Consider the following 19,416-nt stretch of genomic DNA (forward strand, 5'->3'; position numbering starts at 1 on the left):
AACGCTTGAGGGTTTTCTTTTTAATAGAGTTTAGAAAATAAACACCTTTGAATTGTCATTAACTAACAATTAAAAACGCAATTGCTGCTTTATAGAACGAAATCAATAATGAAAATGCAAGCACATAAGTAAAATATCAGTTTTTATCAGATTATATTTTAACGATGGAAAACCACTTTCTGTACTTTACAGAAGTGGTTTTTTATTTTAAAAAAGCTTCAAAAATAAATTTGTAACCTTTTTAAAAGTCAAATTGTCCAATAGATGTGAATTCACAAATCAAATCAAAAAACAATAAAAACTTTTAAACAATGAAATATTATAAAAACGTACTACTTACGGTGTTCTTATGCCTAATAAGTATCAATTCTTATGGACAAAACAATTCAGATTATATCAAGAAAGTAAATGGCCAATCGTTGAAAGTTGAAGCTTTAAATTCGCATATTCAACAAGTAATGGACAGCTTAAAAATGTCAGGTTTGTCAATTGCTATTATCAATGATTCAAAAATTGCGTATCATCAAACATTTGGTGTTTCTAACCTAAAAACTCAAGAAAAAATAACTGAAACCAGCATTTTTGAAGGTGCTTCATTATCCAAACCAATTTTTGCCTACTTTGTCTTGAAAATGGTAGATAAAGGAATTATCAGTTTAGACGAACCTTTATATAATTATATGAAACATCCCGCAATTGCTGAAAATTCTATAGAAAAATCCAAACGCATCACCGCACGAATGATTTTATCACACAGTAGTGGTTTTCCAAATTTTAGCAGAGGAAAAAAAGTAGAATTACCGTTTACGCCTGGCGAAGGTTTCTTGTATTCGGGAGAAGGATATCAATACTTAGCAGCAATTATTGGGCAACAACACAATGTAGGTTGGAGAGCAAAATTCAATGAAATCTTTGAGAAAGAAGTAACGCAACCACTCGGAATGAAAAACACCTCTTTTCTTTGGAATGACTATTTAAAAGCACACAAAGTATTTGGACATATCGAAGGGAAACCTACAAAGAATGACCACGGACAATGGAGTGGAAAAACATTCAATGCATTTTCAAGTATTCACTCAGAAGCTAGTGAATATGCAAAATTTATCATTGCTATGTTAAAAAGAGAAGGCTTAAGCAAAGCAAGTTTTGATGAAATGTTAGCCACGCAAAACAAATTTTCAAACTCCAATGAATTATTGAAAGAAACGGGACAAACAGGTTGGGGATTAGGCTTTGCGCAAAAACCAACTTCCAACGGATTAATGCATTTACACACAGGGAACAATCACGATTTTCAAGCGTATACGATGTTTGTGCCAAAACAACAATACGGATTGGTAGTTTTTACAAATTCAGACAATATGCTACCTTTTATCCAGCAATTAGGAATCATCTTAGAAGAACAATTTTAATATACTATTTATGGAATCAACAGGAGATATTTTAGTCATGACGAGCTTTGTCATTGGCATAGTGCTCATCGTTTTCATCCTCGCCAGATACAATTACTTGATCAAAAAAGCCATGATTGAACGTGGATTAACTCAAGGATTATCAGATGCCAAAACACGATATATAGACGTAGGTTGTTTGGTTTTGGGTTTAGGAATTGGCATGTTAGTCTCTTCATTTTTTACCCAACTAGATTTGGATGAAGGCACGATGGAATTGATCGTTTGGGGAATCATTCTCATTTTTGGCGGATTAGGAGTCATTGGAGCACATTTTTTAAGAAAAAGAATGGAGAAATAAGTGTTGGAAACCGATTTCTATCTCATAAAAAAACTTCAAGAAGGTGATACAACTGCGTTTCGACAGCTAGTGGAACGGCATAAAGATGTATCGCTTTCTTTGGCATGTGCTATTCTAAAAGATACAGGCAAGGCAGAAGATGTATTGCAAGAAGCATTCATCAAAGTGTATAAAAAGATAGATACGTTTCAATTCCATGCAGCATTTACGACTTGGTTGTACCGAATTGTCATTAATACGAGTTACAATGCGTTGAAAAAAGACAAAAATCGACAGCGTTTTTCTCAAGAAACGGAAGAAAAACTGCGAGCTGTAGAAGACATTCCAATAGACAAGTTAAAAGCAGCCGATCAAAAGAAATATATAAACATGGCATTGAATAAACTCAGACCTGACGAAGCTTTGGTGTTGCGTTTGTTTTATTTGTGCGAATTAAAAATTAGTGAAATAACCGAAAGTACAGGATTTTCCACTTCCAAAATAAAAGTAGATTTAAGCCGTGGGAGAAGCAATTTAAACTTTCAATTAAGACAAATTTTAGGAACTGAAATAGACAATTTATTATGAAAGAAGAACAACTAAAAACCTTGATGCAGCAAAGTAGGGTAGAAACTTCCGATGATTTTATGGATACGCTGATGCAAAAAGTAAAAACGTTGGAAGAAACACCAACAGTTCAAGTTCCATCGTTTAGAAAAATAGCATTGATAAGTTTGATAGGACTCATCTTTATAAGCTTCATTTCGTACAAATATGTAGCACCTTTTTTAAGCGAAATCTTTGAAAGTAAAACGATTTCCAGAATTCCACTGTATGCTATATTTTTAATAGTGTCTTTACTTGGCGTGAATTATATCTTGCGATTGCACCAAACGTATCGGAGATTGAGTTAATTTTCTTTTTCAACTAAATGTCGTTTCAATCGTAATTTGCGAATCTTCTTTTTAGATCGATTCTTTTGATCCATATATATACACCAATAATTACCAATACAAATGCTACAAAACAAAAAAGCCGCTTCCATAGCAATAGAAGCGACTTTTAAAATATATAACTAAGCTCAGAATTTTACAATCCGAAAGCTGTTTTTACTTTGTCTACGAAATCTAACTTTTCCCAAGTAAATAACTCAACATCTAAAGTTTTGCTCTCTCCGTTTGGAGTCACAAATGTTTTAGAAACTACTTCGTTTTTACGTCCCATATGTCCGTAAGCAGCCGTTTCACTATACATTGGTGTGCGTAATTTTAAACGACTTTCAATCGCTGCAGGGCGCATGTCAAATACTTCTTTTACTTTTTCAGCAATCTCACCATCTGTCAAATCAACTTTTGCAGTTCCATACGTATCTACAAAGATTCCCATTGGTTCAACAACTCCAATTGCATACGAAACTTGTACTAAAATCTCATCAGCAACACCAGCAGCTACTAAGTTTTTCGCTACGTGACGTGTTGCATACGCAGCACTTCTATCTACCTTACTTGGATCTTTTCCAGAAAAAGCTCCACCACCGTGAGCACCTTTTCCACCGTAGGTATCAACGATAATTTTTCTACCTGTCAATCCAGTATCTCCGTGTGGTCCACCGATTACGAATTTTCCAGTCGGATTGATGTGATATTTGATATCATCACCAAATAAAACTTGAATTTCTGGCTTTAATTTTGATTTTACACGTGGAATTAAAATATCCACAATATCCTTACGGATTTTAGCTAACATTACTTCATCACTTTCGTCAAAATCGTCATGTTGTGTAGAAATTACAATTGCTTCAACTCTTGAAGGTACATTATCGTCATTATACTCAATCGTAACCTGACTTTTTGCATCAGGACGTAAATACGTAATCTCTTTATTTTCTCTACGTAAAGCAGCCAATTCAATCAACATTAAATGTGATAAATCTAAAGCTAATGGCATTAAGTTTTCAGTCTCTTTTGTAGCATACCCAAACATCATACCTTGGTCACCAGCACCTTGCTCTTCTTTAGTCGCTCTGTCAACACCTCTATTAATGTCGTCTGATTGCTCGTGAATAGCAGATAATACACCACAAGAATTACCATCAAACATGTACTCGCTTTTTGTATATCCAATTTTGTTAACTACTTCTCTTGCAATCTTTTGAACGTCTAAATATGTGTTAGACTTTACTTCTCCAGCTAAAATTACTTGACCAGTTGTAACCAATGTTTCACAAGCTACTTTTGATTCAGGATCAAATGCTAAAAAATTGTCGATTAAAGCATCAGAAATTTGATCTGCAACTTTGTCTGGATGTCCTTCTGAAACGGATTCAGAGGTAAAAAAATATGACATAATAAATCTTCTTTTATAAATTATAAAATGATAAGAAAAATAAAAAGAGATTGCTTGGTCGTCTAAAGGAGTATAAAATTACTGCTTTAGCATTTTTTAATTTCTTGATTAATTCAAGAATTGAGGTTGCAATCAGTTCAAATTTTTCCTCAAAACAGGTGCAAATGTATAAAAATCTACTTAGATATAAGCAACAAAAAATATAATTTTATAGGAAGTTAAAAAAACTGTTAAAAAAGAATTTTTTTTAAAAAACATTTGGATATTAAATAATTATGACTTTACCTTTGTAGCAAACAAAGACAAAAAATGTTTAAAAAAGTTTCAAATATGATGTGTTGTATGATGTGTAGCAGAAATGCCGCAGAGGACACTATTGTATTGCACTAACTTTTTAAAAGCATCTCAATAATTTCAAGCCTCTGCAATTGCAGAGGCTTTTTTCATGATTATATTTTAAGTTAATTTTTTTTTCAAAAACCAATGAGTAAAATTTTTCAAATAGCGACAATAGAAATGACAATGACAATGTGTTGTTGTATGATGGTTATGTGCATGATGATGTGCTGTAGCCAAGTTCGCTATTATCGAAAAGTTCCAGATAAATACTAACCCATTTATCATTTTATAAAAAAGGTCCTTTTGGTAATGCACTTCCAAAAGGGCCTTTTTTTATTGGTTGAAATCGACACTTCGATAAGCTCAGTGTAAACAAACTAACAAAAAAACAAATCAACAAATCAACAAATCAACAAAAGACAAAAGACAAAAGACAAAAGACAAAAGACAAATTCGCAAAACAATAACACATAAAAATTAAAAAGATGAGTACACAAAAATTCGCAACAAAAGCATTACATTCAGGACACGACACTACGAAAAACGGAGGAACAAGAGCAGTGCCAATTTATCAATCTACAGCGTATGTATTTAACAATTCAGATCATGCGTCTAACTTATTCGCCTTAGCAGAACCGGGCAATATTTACACAAGAATCAACAATCCAACAAATGATATTTTAGAACAACGTTTGGCTGATTTAGAAGGTGGAATCGCTGCAGTAGTAACTGCCTCAGGAACTTCTGCAATTGCAACAACATTACTTACTTTACTAAGAGCAGGAGATCATATTGTAGCTTCTAACAGTTTGTATGGCGGAACGTATAACTTGCTAAATGTAACTTTACCAAGACTCGGAATTACCACCACATTTGTAGATCCTTCGGAAGAAAACAGTTTCACAGATGCCGTACAAGAAAACACAAGAGCCGTTTTTATTGAATCATTAGGAAATCCAAAATTAGATGTATTAGACATCGAAGCGATTTCAGCACAAGCAAAAGCAAACAAAATTCCACTCATTGTCGATAATACAGTTGCCACTCCATACTTGTTGAATCCTATCAAATACGGCGCAAACATTGTCATTCACTCACTTACAAAATACATTAACGGAAACGGAACTGCCTTAGGCGGTGCTATTATTGATGCAGGAACGTTTGATTGGACCAACGGAAAGTTTCCAGAATTTACAGAACCATCTGCAGGATATCACGGATTAATCTATAGCGAAGCTCTAAAAGAAGCCGCTTTTATTGCCAAAGTTCGCATCGAAGGATTGCGCGATTTTGGTGCAGCTTTAAGTCCGTTCAATACATTTCAAATCATTCAAGGACTAGAAACTTTGCCAATTCGTATCAAACAACACAGTCAAAATGCACTAGCATTAGCACAGTGGTTGCAAACACAAGAAGCGGTAGCTTGGGTAAATTATCCAGGATTAGAAACAAGTGATTACAAAGCATTGGCCGATAAATATTTGCCAGAAGGACAAAGCGGAATTGTAACTTTTGGAATCAAAGCAGGTTATGAAGCAGCAAAACGCATTGCAGACGAAACAAAAGTATTCTCGCTCTTAGCCAATATTGGAGATACAAAATCACTCATCATTCATCCAGCAAGTACGACACACCAACAATTGACAGCGGAACAACAAGTTTCAACAGGTGTAACACAAGATTTAATTCGCTTATCTGTCGGATTGGAAAATATTGAAGATTTAAAAGTGGATTTACAAACAGTATTTGACAAAATTACAGCAGGAATTCCAGCATCATAAAGCAGCTATTTTGAGACAGAAAATAACACATATCACCATATCAGATTTCTTTACCGAAAGCGGTGCGTACTATCCAAACTTAAAATTGAGTTATCAGTTAGTAGGTTCGGATAGTGCAGATGCGCCAATTGTATTGGTAAATCATGCGCTCACAGGAAACTCGGAAGTTACAGGCGAAAATGGTTGGTGGAATAAACTGATTGGCGATGGAAAATGTATTGATACCAATGCGTTTAAAATTTTAAGTTTTGACATTCCAGGCAATGGATTTTCAGAAGAAACAGGATTGATCAAATTTTATAAAGATTTTGTGGCGAGAGATATTGCAAAACTCTTTATCCGCGGATTGGAAAATTTACAAATTGACTCACTTTTTGCAGCAATTGGCGGATCATTAGGTGGCGGAATTGCATGGGAAATGGCCGTTTTAGAACCAAATTTGATTCAAAACTTAATTCCAATTGCAGCCGATTGGAAGTCTACGGATTGGTTGATTGGCAATTGCTTTTTGCAAGAACGCATTCTAGAAAACTCTAGCAATCCCATTGAAGATGCTCGTATTCACGCCATGTTATGTTATCGAACGCCTTTCTCTTTCAAAGTGAAATTTCAACGAACGAAACATAAAGAAAAAGAAATATTCAATACGGAAAGTTGGTTGGCGCATCATGGAAAAAGATTGCAAGAACGCTATCAATTAGCAGCTTACAAACTCATGAATCAGCTGTTAAAAACCATCGATATCACAAGAGGAAGAGCATCACTTGAAAAAGTAGCTTCAAAAATTAAAGGAAACATTCACATTATAAGTATCAATAGTGACATCTTTTTTTCACCAGACGAAGACATTGAAACCTTCAGAAGGCTAAAACGTGTCAAAGAAAACATATATCACGACGAAATTCAGTCCATTCACGGACACGATGCATTTTTAATAGAATACGGACAATTGAGTCTGTTACTCAGAAACATATTTCAAGTTCAAAAATCATCTATATAACAATACAACGCTATGAAGATTTTAAAATTTGGCGGTAAATCACTCGCTAACGGAAAAGGAATCAAAAACACGATTCAAATCATAAAAGAAAAAGCAACACAACAAGAACATTTTGCAGTGGTATTATCTGCTCGCGGAAATGCTACAGATGAATTATTGGAAATGTTAGAAAAAGCAATCAATAAAGAATCGTATCACGAACAATTAACGGCATTCAAAGCTTATCAAAGTCAAATTGATCGCTCTATAGATTTTTCTGAAGAATTCACAATCTTAGAAAATCTATTTCAAGGAGTTTCTTTATTAGGTGATTACAGTGAAAAAATAAAAGATCAAGTAGTTTCCCAAGGAGAACTTATTTCTGCAAAGTTGGTGACGAGTTTACTCAAAAAAGAAGGTGTGAATGCACATTTTACAGATACACGAAACCTTATAAAGACAGACGATTCTTTTGGAAATGCACGTCCACTTGATGTGATTTCAAGAAAAAATGTGATCAATCATTTTAAATCACATAACGGAACAACGGTGAATATTGTAACAGGATTTATCGGCTCAAATCAAAACAATGAAACCACAACTTTGGGCAGAAATGGAAGCAATTATACAGCAGCATTGTTGGCTAATTTTTTAGATGCGGAAGAATTACAAAACTATACACATGTAGATGGAATTTTTACAGCGAATCCTGATTTGGTAGCTGATGCGCGAAAGATTTCTGAATTATCTTTTAATGAAGCAAACGAATTGGCAAACTTTGGAGCCAACATTCTACATGCAAAAACAATTGTTCCACTGATTGAAAAAAATATTCCATTGCGAATTTTAAATACATTCAATACAAATGACGAAGGAACTATTATCAAGCAAAAAACGCAGACGAAAGGAATCAAATCGATCTCTGTATTAGACAATGTAGCGCTGATCAACTTAGAAGGAAGAGGTTTGTTGGGAAGAGTAGGCGTAGATGCGCGAATTTTTAAAACGATGAGTGAAAATGATATCAACGTAAGCATCATTTCGCAAGGTTCGTCGGAACGTGGTATCGGATTGGTGATTGATGCTGACAAAGCTTCACAAGCAATTATTGCACTTGAAAGAGAATTTGAAAATGACTTTTATACCAAAGATGTCAATAAAATTTCGGTGATAGATGATGTCGCAGTCATTTCAATTGTGGGACAAGATTTAAGTGAATTTCACAAACCATACAACGCTTTGATTAAAAATCAAATCGTTCCGATTCTGTTCAACAATACAGTTTCAGGGAAAAATGTGAGTTTGGTGGTTAAAGAATCGCAACTACACAAAGCTATCAATGTAATTCACGGACAAATTTTCGGAGTTTCTAAAAAAATAAACATTGCTGTCTTTGGGAAAGGTTTGGTTGGAAGTACACTATTAGATCAAATCGTACGAAGTAAAAAAGACATTTTAGACAAAAATAACATTAAGTTAAATGTGTTCGCTGTGGCGGATTCACAACAAGTATATTTAGACAAAAACGGGATTGCTGACAACTGGAAAGAAACATTTTCAAAAGAAAAAGTAGCCTATACAGTGCAGCAAATCATCGATTACGCAAAAAACAATCACTTAGAAAATTTAATCGCTGTTGACACGACAGCAAGCAAAGATTTCATACATAATTATATAAGTTTAGTTAATAATGGCTTCGATTTGGTTTCGGCAAATAAGATTGCAAACACAGTTGAGTACTCATTTTATGATACGTTGCGAAAAGAACTGAAAAAGCATCAAAAAAATTATTTGTACGAAACCAATGTAGGAGCTGGTTTACCATTGATTGATACGATAAAATTACTGCATAAATCGGGCGAAAAAATCAATAAAATTCGCGGTGTATTCTCCGGTTCGTTAAGTTACTTATTCAATACATTCTCTGTAGAAGAAGTTGAATTTAGTACGGTTTTACAACAAGCTTCGGAAAAAGGCTATACAGAACCAGATGCTCGTGAAGATTTATCGGGAAATGATGTAGCTCGTAAATTATTAATCCTTGCCAGAGAATTGGATTTAAGAAAAGAATTCTCAGACATCACGATTCAAAATTTATTACCAGCACACTTACAAGCGATTAGTTTGGCGCAATTCAATAAAAATGTTACAGATTTAGATCAAACCTATAAGCTCATCAAAGCCAATCAGCAAAAAGATCACGTCTTACGTTATGTAGGTGATTTATCGACAGAAACAGGAATCTTAGAAGTAAAATTGATTTCAGTACCAAGCAATAGTGCATTGGGACAAATAAAAGGATCCGATTCTATTTTCGAAATTTACACAGAAGCCTATAAAGAGCAGCCGCTAGTCATACAAGGTGCAGGCGCAGGTGCAGCAGTAACAGCAAGAGGTGTTTTTGGAGATATTTTACGATTAACGGAGAAGCTTTAAAATTATAAATGCTAAATGCTAAATGCTAAATGTTGAATTTTAAATTAATTTCAAAGATCAATCGAGAAGAATAGATTCTGTAGAGATACTAGAAGGTTTTAGAAACAAATCAACAAATTGACAAACAAACAGATTAACAAATTTAAAGTTCAAATGTTTATAGGTTTATGAGTTTAGACTTAGATAGAGAAGTTAAAATAACCAAACCAACAAAAAGACAAATCAACAAAAAAGAGCGCAGCGACCAAGAAACAACAGGAGCAAAGCGACTCAAACAAACAACAACAAAAAAGAAAAAATGAATTCACAATATATAGAAACACAAGCGATACGAACACAAATAGAACGCTCTAGTTTCCTTGAACATTCCAATCCGTTATACCTAACTTCAAGTTTTATTTTTGAAGATGCGGAAGATATGCGTGCTTCCTTTGCGGAAGAAAAAAAGCGTAACATTTACAGTCGTTTCACAAATCCAAACACATCCGAATTTGTATCAAAAATCTGCAAATTGGAAGGAGCAGAAGATGGTTATGCTTTTGCAACGGGAATGTCTGCGGTATTTTCCACTTTTGCAGCTTTACTTAACAGTGGCGATCATATTGTGTCTTCACGATCTATATTTGGTTCTACCAATAGTCTATTTACCAAATTTTTACCGAAATGGAATATTGAAACAAGCTATTTCAAAGTCAATGAAATCGATAAAATAGAAGCATTGATACAACCAAATACAAAAGTGTTATATGCAGAATCGCCAACGAATCCTGCAGTTGACATTTTAGATTTACAAATATTAGGCGACATTGCCAAAAAGCACAACCTAATTTTTATTGTAGACAATTGTTTTGCGACACCATACTTGCAAAATCCGATACAATTTGGTGCCGATTTAGTCATTCATTCAGCAACAAAACTCATTGACGGACAAGGTCGTGTATTAGGTGGTGTTACTGTTGGTCGTGCCGATTTGATTCGAGAAATTTATTTATTCTCAAGAAATACAGGTCCAGCCTTATCACCATTCAACGCATGGGTTTTATCCAAAAGTTTAGAAACCTTGGTGGTACGTGTAGAACGTCACTGTGAAAATGCATTGAAAGTAGCGGAATTCTTGGAAAAACATCCAAAAGTAAATTGGGTAAAGTATCCTTTTTTACCATCGCATCCGCAATATGAAATTGCTAAAAAACAGATGAAACTTGGAGGCAATGTAGTTTCGTTCGAGGTAAAAGGTGGCGTTGATGCAGGAAGAGCATTTTTAAACAGTATCAAACTCTGTTCACTTTCGGCAAACTTAGGTGATACACGTAGTATTGTGACGCATCCAGCATCTACAACACACAGCAAATTATCAGTAGAAGATCGATTGGAAACAAGTATTACTGACGGACTCATTCGTGTGTCTGTTGGACTCGAAAATGTAAATGATATCATTGAAGATTTAGACCAAGCTTTACACAATTAACAATTTCGGGTTTAAACTTTAATTGTATAACACTTTTTAACTAAAAAAAATGTATCTCTTTTGAAAAAAAGAAATACATTTGACAAATAATCTAGTAAGTCTATAGGTTAATAGTATTAGAATAAATTAAAATGATTTTAAATCAAATAGTTAGAAATAAAACTAGTTACAGAGCTGATATAAGTTCTGAAAAACCGTTGCGAAGTTTTGTCAAATCAATCAGCTGGAGAATGATCGGAACACTAGATACAATTCTCATTTCTTGGTTGGTTACCGGAACTTTGGAAATGGCATTTACCATAGGATCAATAGAAATGATTACAAAAATGATATTATACTTTTTTCACGAAAGATTATGGAACATTATAAAATGGGGGAAATAATATGAGTTTAGATATAACACAAATTAACAACGAATTACGAGACAAGTCTCCAACAGATATTGTCTCATGGGCAATTGCACAAGGAGGAAAGTCGGTTGTCACCACCAATTTTAGACCTTATGAAGGCGCAATTTTACATGCATGTACACAAGTACAATCAGCAATAGATGTGGTTTGGTGCGATACAGGATACAATACACCCAATACGTACCGACATGCAGAAGAGTTAATTCAACTATTAAATTTAAAGGTTGACTTATATGTGCCAAAACAAACGACGGCGCATCGAGATATTGTACTAGGAATTCCAGATGTAAATGATGAAAACCATCAAGTATTTACGGAGCAAGTAAAATTAGAACCTTTCAAACGTGCCATGGAATTTCACAAACCAAACATTTGGTTTACGAACCTTAGAAAAGGACAAACTGCTTTTCGCGATTCTATCGATATTGTGTCTGTTGGAAAAGACGGAACCTTAAAAATAAGTCCTTTCTATCACTGGTCAGATGAAGAATTAGATACGTATTTGGAAGCACATCAAATTCCAAACGAGTTCAATTATTTCGATCCTACAAAAGTATTAGCGAACCGAGAATGTGGATTGCATTCATAAATGAAGAAGAAATGACTGAGAACGTATTACAAACAAACATCTTAGAAAGCGAAGCTATATACATTTTTAGAGAAGTAGTGGCGCAATTTGAAAAACCTGTATTGTTATTTTCTGGTGGAAAAGACTCTATTACGCTGGTGCGATTGGCACAAAAAGCATTCTTTCCAGCAAAAATTCCTTTTCCATTATTACACATCGATACAGGACATAATTTTCCTGAAACGATTGAATTTAGAGATAGACTCGTACAAAAATTAGGATTGGAATTGATCGTGCGAAACGTGCAAGACAATATAGATGCAGGAAAAGTAACGGAAGAAACCGGAAAGTATGCTAGTAGAAATATGTTGCAAACAGAAACCTTATTAGATGCCATTGAAGAATTTGGTTTTGATGCTTGTATTGGTGGCGCACGACGCGATGAAGAAAAAGCAAGAGCCAAAGAACGTATCTTTTCAGTACGTGATGATTTTGGACAATGGGACGAAAAAAATCAACGTCCAGAAGTATTTGATATGTTGAATGGGAAAATCAATCTAGGACAAAATGTACGTGTATTTCCGATCTCAAATTGGACAGAATTAGATGTGTGGAGTTATATCGAAAAAGAACAAATAGAAATTCCATCAATCTACTTTGCGCATACACGCGCAACTTTTTTACGAGATGGATTAATCTGGTCTGCAGACGATGAAGTTGTATATCGAGAAGAAGACGAAAAAATAGAAGAACGTGTCATCCGATTTAGAACTGTGGGCGATATGAGTTGTACTGCAGCGGTACTCTCAAACGCATACGACATTGCTTCGGTAGTTCAAGAAATACGACAATCAACCATCTCAGAACGCGGTGCGCGAATTGACGACAAACGCTCGGAAGCAGCGATGGAAAAAAGAAAACAACAAGGATATTTTTGATGTAAGGAATTAGGGATTAGTTATTAGGCAATAAAAACCTAATACCAAAGACCCAACAAAAAGACAAATCAACAAAATCAGAAATCAGAAATCAGAAAGTTAAATGATAAATGTTGAGTTTTAAAAGAAGAAGAATACATACTAATACCTAAAACCCAAAAGCTAATACCTAGAAAGAAAATGGATGTACTAAAAATAGCCACAGCAGGAAGTGTCGACGACGGAAAAAGCACCTTAATAGGTAGAATATTATACGATACACAATCGCTCACAGATGACAAACTGGAAGCCATTGAACGCAATAGCAAACGAAAAGGATTTGATTACTTAGACTTTTCACTCGCTACGGACGGATTGGTTGCCGAAAGAGAACAAGGAATTACCATTGATGTAGCACATATTTATTTTTCAACGCAACAGAGAAGTTATATCATTGCTGATACGCCAGGTCATGTAGAATATACAAGAAACATGGTAACAGGAGCTTCTACTTCGCAAGTTGCCATCATCTTAATTGATGCCAGAAAAGGTGTGATTGAGCAAACATTACGTCATTTCTATATCAGCAATTTATTACGTGTAAAAGACATTGTATTTGCCGTAAATAAAATGGATTTAGTAGACTATTCAGAAGAAAAATACCTAGCGTTGTTTGATGAAATTCAAACCTTAGTATCTAAAACAAAATACAAGGAACAGCACATTACGTGTATTCCAGTAAGTGCGTTGCAAGGTGATAATGTAGTAAAGAAATCTGCAAACATGTCTTGGTATACAGGAAAAACATTGATAGAACACTTAGAGCAAATTCAACCGCAAGATGTCTATGAAGAAGCACAAACACGTTTTCCTATTCAAACTGTAATCAGACCAAAAACTTCCGATTATCATGACTTTCGTGGTTATGCTGGAAAATTGTATGGAGGCGATTTAGCTGTCGGAGACGAAATCACCATTTTACCTTCAGGAACGCAATCAACCATAAAAGAAATCTATTTCTACGATCAAAAATTTGAAAAAGCAGGAAGAGGAAGTTCGTTAACCTTAACACTTACAGATGATGTCAATGTAAGTAGAGGCGATATGATTGTAAAAGCTGCTGAAAAACCAACCGTTGAAAAAGAATTAAAAGCAACAATTTGTTGGATGGACAAAAAACCATTAACCGCAAATACGAAATACAGTTTGCAACATGGAGTCAACAATGTATTGGCAAAAATTGTAGATGTTGAAACGATTGAAGAAACAAACTTCTCTGGAGAAAAAACGGAAGCATCACAATTGCAACTCAATGAAATTGGGGTAATTCAATTAAAACTAAGCAAACCATTATTCTTTGACAGTTATGAAAAGAATAAATACAATGGCGGTTTTATTCTTATAGACTTACAAACGAATACCACGGCAGGAGTTGGATTTATTAAATAAAAACGAAATACACATGAGAAACATTCAAACCAAAAATATCATGCGCTGCACTTGTATGTGTTGTTCAAACATTTTTCTAAAACCAAAAGGAACGTGACGTAAATACTATATCATATTTTAAACAAAAGTCCTTTTGAAACACCATTCATTAGGACTTTTTTAATGAACTCAAGATGAGTTCAATAATTCAAAAATCAAATGCAAAGCTTTAGAACAGAAATAGAAAATCCAATTGTTGAAAAAGATATCATCGAGTTGGAACAAAAAATCCGCTTATTCAAAGAAGGAAAAGTAGATGAAGAAAAATTCCGTAGTCTACGATTGGCCAGAGGTGTATACGGACAACGTCAACATGGCGTACAAATGATTCGCATCAAATTGCCGTACGGAAAAGTTTCTAGTGCGCAATTACACAGAATTGCAGATGTAGCTGACGAATATTCCACTGGAAGATTGCACATTACGACGCGTCAAGACATTCAAATTCATTATGTGAGTTTGGACAGAACGCCAGAATTATGGGCACAACTTGAAAAAGACGATGTCACATTACGCGAAGCTTGCGGAAATACAGTACGTAACATTACGGCAAGCGCTACTGCAGGAATTGACATTGACGAACCGTTTGATGTATCGCCATATGCAGATGCAGTTTTTAAATTCTTTCTACGAAATCCAATCTCGCAAGAAATGGGTAGAAAATTTAAAATCTCCTTTTCTGCTACTGATAAAGATTCGGCGCTTAGTTATATTCATGATTTAGGATTTATTGCTAAAATTCAAAACGGAATTCGAGGTTTTAAAGTAATGCTCGGAGGCGGATTAGGTTCGCAGCCAAGACATGCAGATGTATTATATGAATTTTTAGCTACAGATGAAATCATTCCGTTGACAGAAGGTGTTTTACGCGTATTTGATCGTTATGGAGAACGCGCCAAAAGAGGAAAAGCACGTATGAAATTCTTAATTAAAGATTTAGGCTTAGAAGCTTTTGTTGGATTAATTGATGCAGAACGAAAAGCATTGTCAAACACAAAAGTTTCGATAGAAACTGCTGTCTTTGAAGTTGCACCAACATTTCAAGAATCTAATATTGAAACAGTTGCTATTGAAGACAACGAAACCTTTGAAGCATGGAAACAAAGCAATGTCATTCCGCAAAAGCAACAAGGATTATTTGCTATTGGAATTCGCGTGCCTTTGGGAGATTTCTATACAGATAAAGCTCGTTTGTTAGCAGACATAATCAAAACCTATGCTGCAGATGAATTACGATTTACATTGCGTCAAAACATACTAATTCGTCATGTAAAAGAGGAATTACTTCCAATACTTTATCAAAAACTAAAAGCATTGGGCTTTACCGAAATTGGCTATAATAAATTAATAGATATTACAGCATGTCCTGGAACCGATACTTGTAATTTGGGAATTGCGAGCAGTACAGGAATCGCTACAGAATTGGAAAAAGTAATTGCTGCGGAATATCAAGAATTCATCACTACAAAAAATATTACCATCAAAATAAGTGGTTGTATGAATGCTTGTGGACAACACAATATGGCAGAAATTGGTTTTCAAGGAATGACCATAAAATCTGGAAAATTGGTAGCGCCAGCTTTGCAAATACTCTTGGGAGGCGGAATCATAGGAAACGGGCAAGGACGTTTTGCCGACAAAGTATTAAAAATTCCAAGCAAACGCGGACCAGAAGCATTGCGTACCATTTTAAATGATTTTAAAAATAACGCTGAGGCGGAAGAATCTTTCTCAGATTACTACCAGCGAAAAGAAAAAGCGTATTTCTACACTTTCTTAAAACCGTTATCAGATAGTTCTGAACTCTCGGAAGATGATTTTATTGATTGGGGAAATGAATCACCATACGTAAAAGCAGTTGGAATTGGAGAATGTGCTGGTGTTGTCATTGATTTGGTGGAAACGCTATTGTTTGAAAGTGAAGAAAAAATTGAAAATGCAGCGGAAGCACTAAAGAATCAGTTGTATAGTGACAGCATTTATCATGCGTATGCGGCCATCGTGAATGCAGCCAAAGCACTTTTACTTTCTGAACAACAAAAAACGAATTCGCATGCAGCCATTATCAAACAATTTGATGCCGTTTTTGTAGAAACGAAAAAAATAAATTTACCAAATGATTTTTCAACATTCGTATATCAATTGCAACAAAATTCGCCAAGTGAAGCGTTTGCAAAAAAATACCTAAATGATACCATTTGGTTTGTAGATCAACTCAAAATATACAGAAAGGAGGAGTTGACACATGCATAAACCAAAGCTAACAGTATTAGGCGCTGGACCTGGCGATATAGAACTCATTACACTCAAAGGAATCCGAACTCTAGAAGCCGCAGATGTAGTATTATATGATGCTTTGGTCAACAGAGAATTATTGGACTATGCGCCGCAAGCCAAACACATATTTGTAGGGAAACGCAAAGGATTTCATCGCTACAATCAAGATGAGATTAATGAACTTATTGTGAAAAATGCCTATGAATTTGGACATGTAGTTCGCTTAAAAGGTGGCGATCCATTTGTTTTTGGTCGTGGAGCAGAAGAAACAGCATACGCACAACAACATGGACTAGATACGAATGTCGTTCCAGGAATAACTTCCGCAGTTGCAGTGCCAGCATATGTGGGTGTTCCGTTGACAAAAAGAGGAATTTCAGAAAGTTTTTGGGTCATCACAGGAACAACTTCTGCTAGAAAATTATCTAAAGATGTTGCTTTAGCGGCACAATCTACAGCAACGGTAGTGATTCTAATGGGAATGGGCAAGCTTCAAGAAATTGTAAGTCTGTTCAAAGCCGCAGGAAAACAAAATATCCCTGTTGGAATCATTCAAAACGGAACCACCGATAATGAAAAATCCGTGTTCGGAACCGTAGATTCTATTCTGGAAAAAGTAAAAGAAAAAAACATTGCAGCGCCAGCAATTATTGTGATTGGTGAAGTTGTAAATGAAGCTATCACACATATACAAAACTATCACACAACAGAAAAAAATAGACTTCCAATTCGAGAAGCAATATAACTATGGAAAAAAACGAATTATATCCAATATTCTTAAAAGTACAGCAATTGCAAGTGTTAATTGTTGGTGGAGGAAATGTAGGACTAGAAAAAATAAGTTTCTTATTAAAATCAAGTCCCAATGCACAAGTATCGTTGGTGGCACCTTTTATCAAAGAAGAAATCAGAGTTTTAGCAACCTTGCATCCAACAGTCACACTCATAGAAGATACATTTAACAATGAATATTTAGATGAAAAGCACATTGTCATTGCTGCAACAGACGATCAAATGGTCAACTTAAATATCTTCTTAGAAGCAAAACGGAGGCATTTACTTGTAAACTTAGCCGATCAGCCACAATATTGCGATTTCTATTTAGGAGGAATTGTGACGAAAGGAAATGTAAAAATCGCTATTTCTACCAATGGAAAATCGCCAACTACGGCGAAACGTTTGCGTCAATTTTTTGAACAAATCATTCCTGAAAGCATTGACGAATTGGTGCAAAATTTACACAGCTACCGAAAAAGACTCCATCAAAATTTTGAACAAAAAGTTGATACACTCAATGATCTTACAAAGAGTTTATTACACGAAAAAATAGAAAATTAAACTAAAAAAAACAATACGAACATCTCAATATTACATACAAAATGATACAAACAGATTTATTAATCATAGGTGCAGGACCAACAGGACTCTTCACAGTTTTTGAGGCAGGTTTACTAAAATTGAAAACACATCTCATAGATGCTTTGCCACAACCAGGTGGACAATGTTCAGAAATATATCCTAAAAAACCAATCTATGATATTCCAGGTTTTCCTGAAATACTAGCAGGCGATTTAGTGAAAAACTTACTAAAACAAATAGAATCTTTTGAGCCAGGTTTTACCTTAGGTGAACGTGCAGAAACTTTAGAACGTTTAGAAGATGATACTTTTGTGGTAACCACAAACAAAGGGACAAAACATGCAGCGCCAGTAGTTGTGATTGCTGGTGGATTGGGTTCGTTTGAACCTCGAAAACCTCCGATTGGAGAAATAGAAAAATATGAAGACAAAGGTGTTGCATATATCATTCGCGATCCAGAAGTATATAGAGATAAAAAAGTAGTCATTGCTGGTGGTGGAGATTCTGCATTAGATTGGACAATTTACTTAGCAGAAATTGCTAGCGAAGTAACCTTAGTGCATCGTAGGAACGAATTTAGAGGCGCATTAGATTCGGTTGAAAAAGTACAGGAACTTCGAAACTTGGGTAAAATCAATCTCATTACACCTGCAGAAATTACCAAACTTCATGGAGAAGAACATCTATCTGCAGTAACTATCACAAAAAAAGGAGAAGAACCAATACTTTTAGAAACAGATCATTTCATACCGTTATTTGGGTTGTCTCCAAAGTTAGGACCTTTAGGAAATTGGGGACTTGATATTGAGAAAAATGCAATCAAAGTAGACAATTCGTATGATTATCAAACCAATATTCCGGGCGTATACGCTATCGGAGACGTGAATACATACAAAGGAAAACTAAAACTCATACTTTCTGGATTTCATGAAGCCGCAGTAATGTGTCAAAGTGCGTATCAACGTATCAATCCAGGTAAAAAATATGTGATGAAATATACTACAGTTTCAGGTGTAGAAGGTTTTGATGGTTCTAAAAAAGAAGCTAAAAAAGAAATAGTACAAACAATATATTAATTGCAAAAATTAAAATATCACTACAGACGAAAATGAACTCATCATTTTCTTAAAAAAAGCAAACTTCGGTTTGCTTTTTTTGTGAAATATGTAAGTGTAAACGCTAGATTATAGAAGATTTAAACTGTTAATTTTGACTCTTTTACAGAAACACTAATTTGTGATTAAAAAGAACGTTTTTAGCAACTTGAAAAACGTAAATATCTTAAGAATAATGACATAGAAGTAACAGTCTAGTGAG

At 34.8% G+C, this 19,416-nt stretch carries 18 protein-coding genes; 17 read left to right on the forward strand and 1 reads right to left on the reverse strand.

Annotated elements, in window-relative coordinates; all coding sequences use genetic code 11:
• Positions 1-311 precede the first annotated feature (311 nt).
• Genes Q0845_RS12815 through Q0845_RS12830 form a run of 4 tightly spaced genes read left to right on the forward strand, consistent with a single transcriptional unit; the run spans position 312 to position 2,645 of the window.
• A complete protein-coding gene (locus Q0845_RS12815; protein WP_298513703.1) occupies positions 312-1,412 on the forward strand; it encodes a serine hydrolase in 1,101 nt (366 codons plus the stop codon).
• 10 nt (positions 1,413-1,422) lie between these two features.
• Complete coding sequence (locus tag Q0845_RS12820) at positions 1,423-1,752, forward strand: DUF6249 domain-containing protein (protein ID WP_298513706.1); 330 nt, start codon at positions 1,423-1,425, stop codon at positions 1,750-1,752.
• Complete coding sequence (locus Q0845_RS12825) at positions 1,753-2,319, forward strand: RNA polymerase sigma factor (RefSeq protein WP_298513709.1); 567 nt, start codon at positions 1,753-1,755, stop codon at positions 2,317-2,319. It abuts the gene before it with no gap.
• The gene (locus Q0845_RS12830) at positions 2,316-2,645 is read left to right on the forward strand and encodes a hypothetical protein (RefSeq protein ID WP_298513712.1); all 330 of its coding nucleotides are present in this window, start codon (positions 2,316-2,318) and stop codon (positions 2,643-2,645) included. The genes Q0845_RS12825 and Q0845_RS12830 overlap by 4 nt, the downstream gene beginning before the upstream one ends.
• Before the next feature lie 175 nt (positions 2,646-2,820).
• Here the strand turns inward: Q0845_RS12830 and metK are convergent, their stop codons facing one another.
• Entirely contained in the window at positions 2,821-4,077 is a 1,257-nt protein-coding gene (gene metK, locus Q0845_RS12835) for a methionine adenosyltransferase (RefSeq protein WP_298513715.1), read from the reverse strand.
• 824 nt (positions 4,078-4,901) lie between these two features.
• Here metK and Q0845_RS12840 point away from each other — a divergent pair.
• From Q0845_RS12840 to Q0845_RS12900, 13 genes are all read left to right on the forward strand, one after another.
• Positions 4,902-6,197, forward strand: a complete 1,296-nt coding sequence (locus Q0845_RS12840; protein WP_298513718.1) for an O-acetylhomoserine aminocarboxypropyltransferase/cysteine synthase family protein — start codon at positions 4,902-4,904, stop codon at positions 6,195-6,197.
• 10 nt (positions 6,198-6,207) lie between these two features.
• A complete protein-coding gene (locus Q0845_RS12845; protein ID WP_298513721.1) occupies positions 6,208-7,197 on the forward strand; it encodes an alpha/beta fold hydrolase in 990 nt (329 codons plus the stop codon).
• A gap of 12 nt (positions 7,198-7,209) precedes the next feature.
• On the forward strand, positions 7,210-9,612 hold the full coding sequence (gene thrA / locus Q0845_RS12850; RefSeq protein ID WP_298513724.1) for a bifunctional aspartate kinase/homoserine dehydrogenase I: 2,403 nt from the start codon (positions 7,210-7,212) through the stop codon (positions 9,610-9,612).
• A gap of 167 nt (positions 9,613-9,779) precedes the next feature.
• Positions 9,780-9,914 (forward strand): hypothetical protein, encoded by a 135-nt coding sequence (locus Q0845_RS12855; protein WP_298513727.1) that lies wholly within the window; start codon positions 9,780-9,782, stop codon positions 9,912-9,914.
• Positions 9,911-11,080 (forward strand): aminotransferase class I/II-fold pyridoxal phosphate-dependent enzyme, encoded by a 1,170-nt coding sequence (locus tag Q0845_RS12860; RefSeq protein WP_298513730.1) that lies wholly within the window; start codon positions 9,911-9,913, stop codon positions 11,078-11,080. The genes Q0845_RS12855 and Q0845_RS12860 overlap by 4 nt, the downstream gene beginning before the upstream one ends.
• A 131-nt stretch (positions 11,081-11,211) precedes the next feature.
• Positions 11,212-11,463 (forward strand): DUF2061 domain-containing protein, encoded by a 252-nt coding sequence (locus tag Q0845_RS12865; RefSeq protein ID WP_298513733.1) that lies wholly within the window; start codon positions 11,212-11,214, stop codon positions 11,461-11,463.
• Between the two features lies 1 nt (position 11,464).
• Complete coding sequence (locus Q0845_RS12870; protein WP_298513737.1) at positions 11,465-12,079, forward strand: phosphoadenosine phosphosulfate reductase family protein; 615 nt, start codon at positions 11,465-11,467, stop codon at positions 12,077-12,079.
• Positions 12,080-12,090: 11 nt separating this feature from the next.
• On the forward strand, positions 12,091-12,996 hold the full coding sequence (cysD, locus tag Q0845_RS12875; protein WP_298513739.1) for a sulfate adenylyltransferase subunit CysD: 906 nt from the start codon (positions 12,091-12,093) through the stop codon (positions 12,994-12,996).
• A 180-nt stretch (positions 12,997-13,176) separates the two neighbouring features.
• A complete protein-coding gene (locus Q0845_RS12880) occupies positions 13,177-14,424 on the forward strand; it encodes a GTP-binding protein (protein WP_298513741.1) in 1,248 nt (415 codons plus the stop codon).
• Positions 14,425-14,622: 198 nt separating this feature from the next.
• Positions 14,623-16,716 carry a HEPN domain-containing protein gene (locus Q0845_RS12885; RefSeq protein WP_298513743.1) on the forward strand — a complete coding sequence of 698 codons (2,094 nt, stop codon included), beginning with the start codon at positions 14,623-14,625 and terminating at the stop codon, positions 16,714-16,716.
• Positions 16,709-17,485, forward strand: a complete 777-nt coding sequence (gene cobA / locus Q0845_RS12890; RefSeq protein WP_298513745.1) for a uroporphyrinogen-III C-methyltransferase — start codon at positions 16,709-16,711, stop codon at positions 17,483-17,485. The genes Q0845_RS12885 and cobA overlap by 8 nt, the downstream gene beginning before the upstream one ends.
• Before the next feature lie 2 nt (positions 17,486-17,487).
• Positions 17,488-18,078: a bifunctional precorrin-2 dehydrogenase/sirohydrochlorin ferrochelatase gene (locus Q0845_RS12895; RefSeq protein WP_298513748.1), complete on the forward strand. Its 591-nt coding sequence runs from the start codon at positions 17,488-17,490 to the stop codon at positions 18,076-18,078.
• Between the two features lie 41 nt (positions 18,079-18,119).
• On the forward strand, positions 18,120-19,175 hold the full coding sequence (locus tag Q0845_RS12900) for an NAD(P)/FAD-dependent oxidoreductase (RefSeq protein WP_298513751.1): 1,056 nt from the start codon (positions 18,120-18,122) through the stop codon (positions 19,173-19,175).
• Positions 19,176-19,416 lie beyond the last annotated feature (241 nt).

Origin of the sequence: uncultured Kordia sp. (assembly GCF_947489565.1) — a bacterium.
In the GTDB taxonomy this organism is placed as follows: domain Bacteria; phylum Bacteroidota; class Bacteroidia; order Flavobacteriales; family Flavobacteriaceae; genus Kordia.

Bases quoted from the DNA above. Each gene is read 5' to 3' on its own strand.
- Q0845_RS12815 (WP_298513703.1), top strand. From the start codon at position 312: ATGAAATATTATAAAAACGTACTACTTACGGTGTTCTTATGCCTAATA.
- Q0845_RS12820 (WP_298513706.1), top strand. From the start codon at position 1,423: ATGGAATCAACAGGAGATATTTTAGTCATGACGAGCTTTGTCATTGGC.
- Q0845_RS12830 (WP_298513712.1), top strand. From the start codon at position 2,316: ATGAAAGAAGAACAACTAAAAACCTTGATGCAGCAAAGTAGGGTAGAA.
- metK (WP_298513715.1), bottom strand. From the start codon at position 4,077: ATGTCATATTTTTTTACCTCTGAATCCGTTTCAGAAGGACATCCAGAC.
- Q0845_RS12840 (WP_298513718.1), top strand. From the start codon at position 4,902: ATGAGTACACAAAAATTCGCAACAAAAGCATTACATTCAGGACACGAC.
- thrA (WP_298513724.1), top strand. From the start codon at position 7,210: ATGAAGATTTTAAAATTTGGCGGTAAATCACTCGCTAACGGAAAAGGA.
- Q0845_RS12855 (WP_298513727.1), top strand. From the start codon at position 9,780: ATGAGTTTAGACTTAGATAGAGAAGTTAAAATAACCAAACCAACAAAA.
- Q0845_RS12860 (WP_298513730.1), top strand. From the start codon at position 9,911: ATGAATTCACAATATATAGAAACACAAGCGATACGAACACAAATAGAA.
- Q0845_RS12865 (WP_298513733.1), top strand. From the start codon at position 11,212: ATGATTTTAAATCAAATAGTTAGAAATAAAACTAGTTACAGAGCTGAT.
- Q0845_RS12870 (WP_298513737.1), top strand. From the start codon at position 11,465: ATGAGTTTAGATATAACACAAATTAACAACGAATTACGAGACAAGTCT.
- cysD (WP_298513739.1), top strand. From the start codon at position 12,091: ATGACTGAGAACGTATTACAAACAAACATCTTAGAAAGCGAAGCTATA.
- Q0845_RS12880 (WP_298513741.1), top strand. From the start codon at position 13,177: ATGGATGTACTAAAAATAGCCACAGCAGGAAGTGTCGACGACGGAAAA.
- Q0845_RS12885 (WP_298513743.1), top strand. From the start codon at position 14,623: ATGCAAAGCTTTAGAACAGAAATAGAAAATCCAATTGTTGAAAAAGAT.
- cobA (WP_298513745.1), top strand. From the start codon at position 16,709: ATGCATAAACCAAAGCTAACAGTATTAGGCGCTGGACCTGGCGATATA.
- Q0845_RS12895 (WP_298513748.1), top strand. From the start codon at position 17,488: ATGGAAAAAAACGAATTATATCCAATATTCTTAAAAGTACAGCAATTG.
- Q0845_RS12900 (WP_298513751.1), top strand. From the start codon at position 18,120: ATGATACAAACAGATTTATTAATCATAGGTGCAGGACCAACAGGACTC.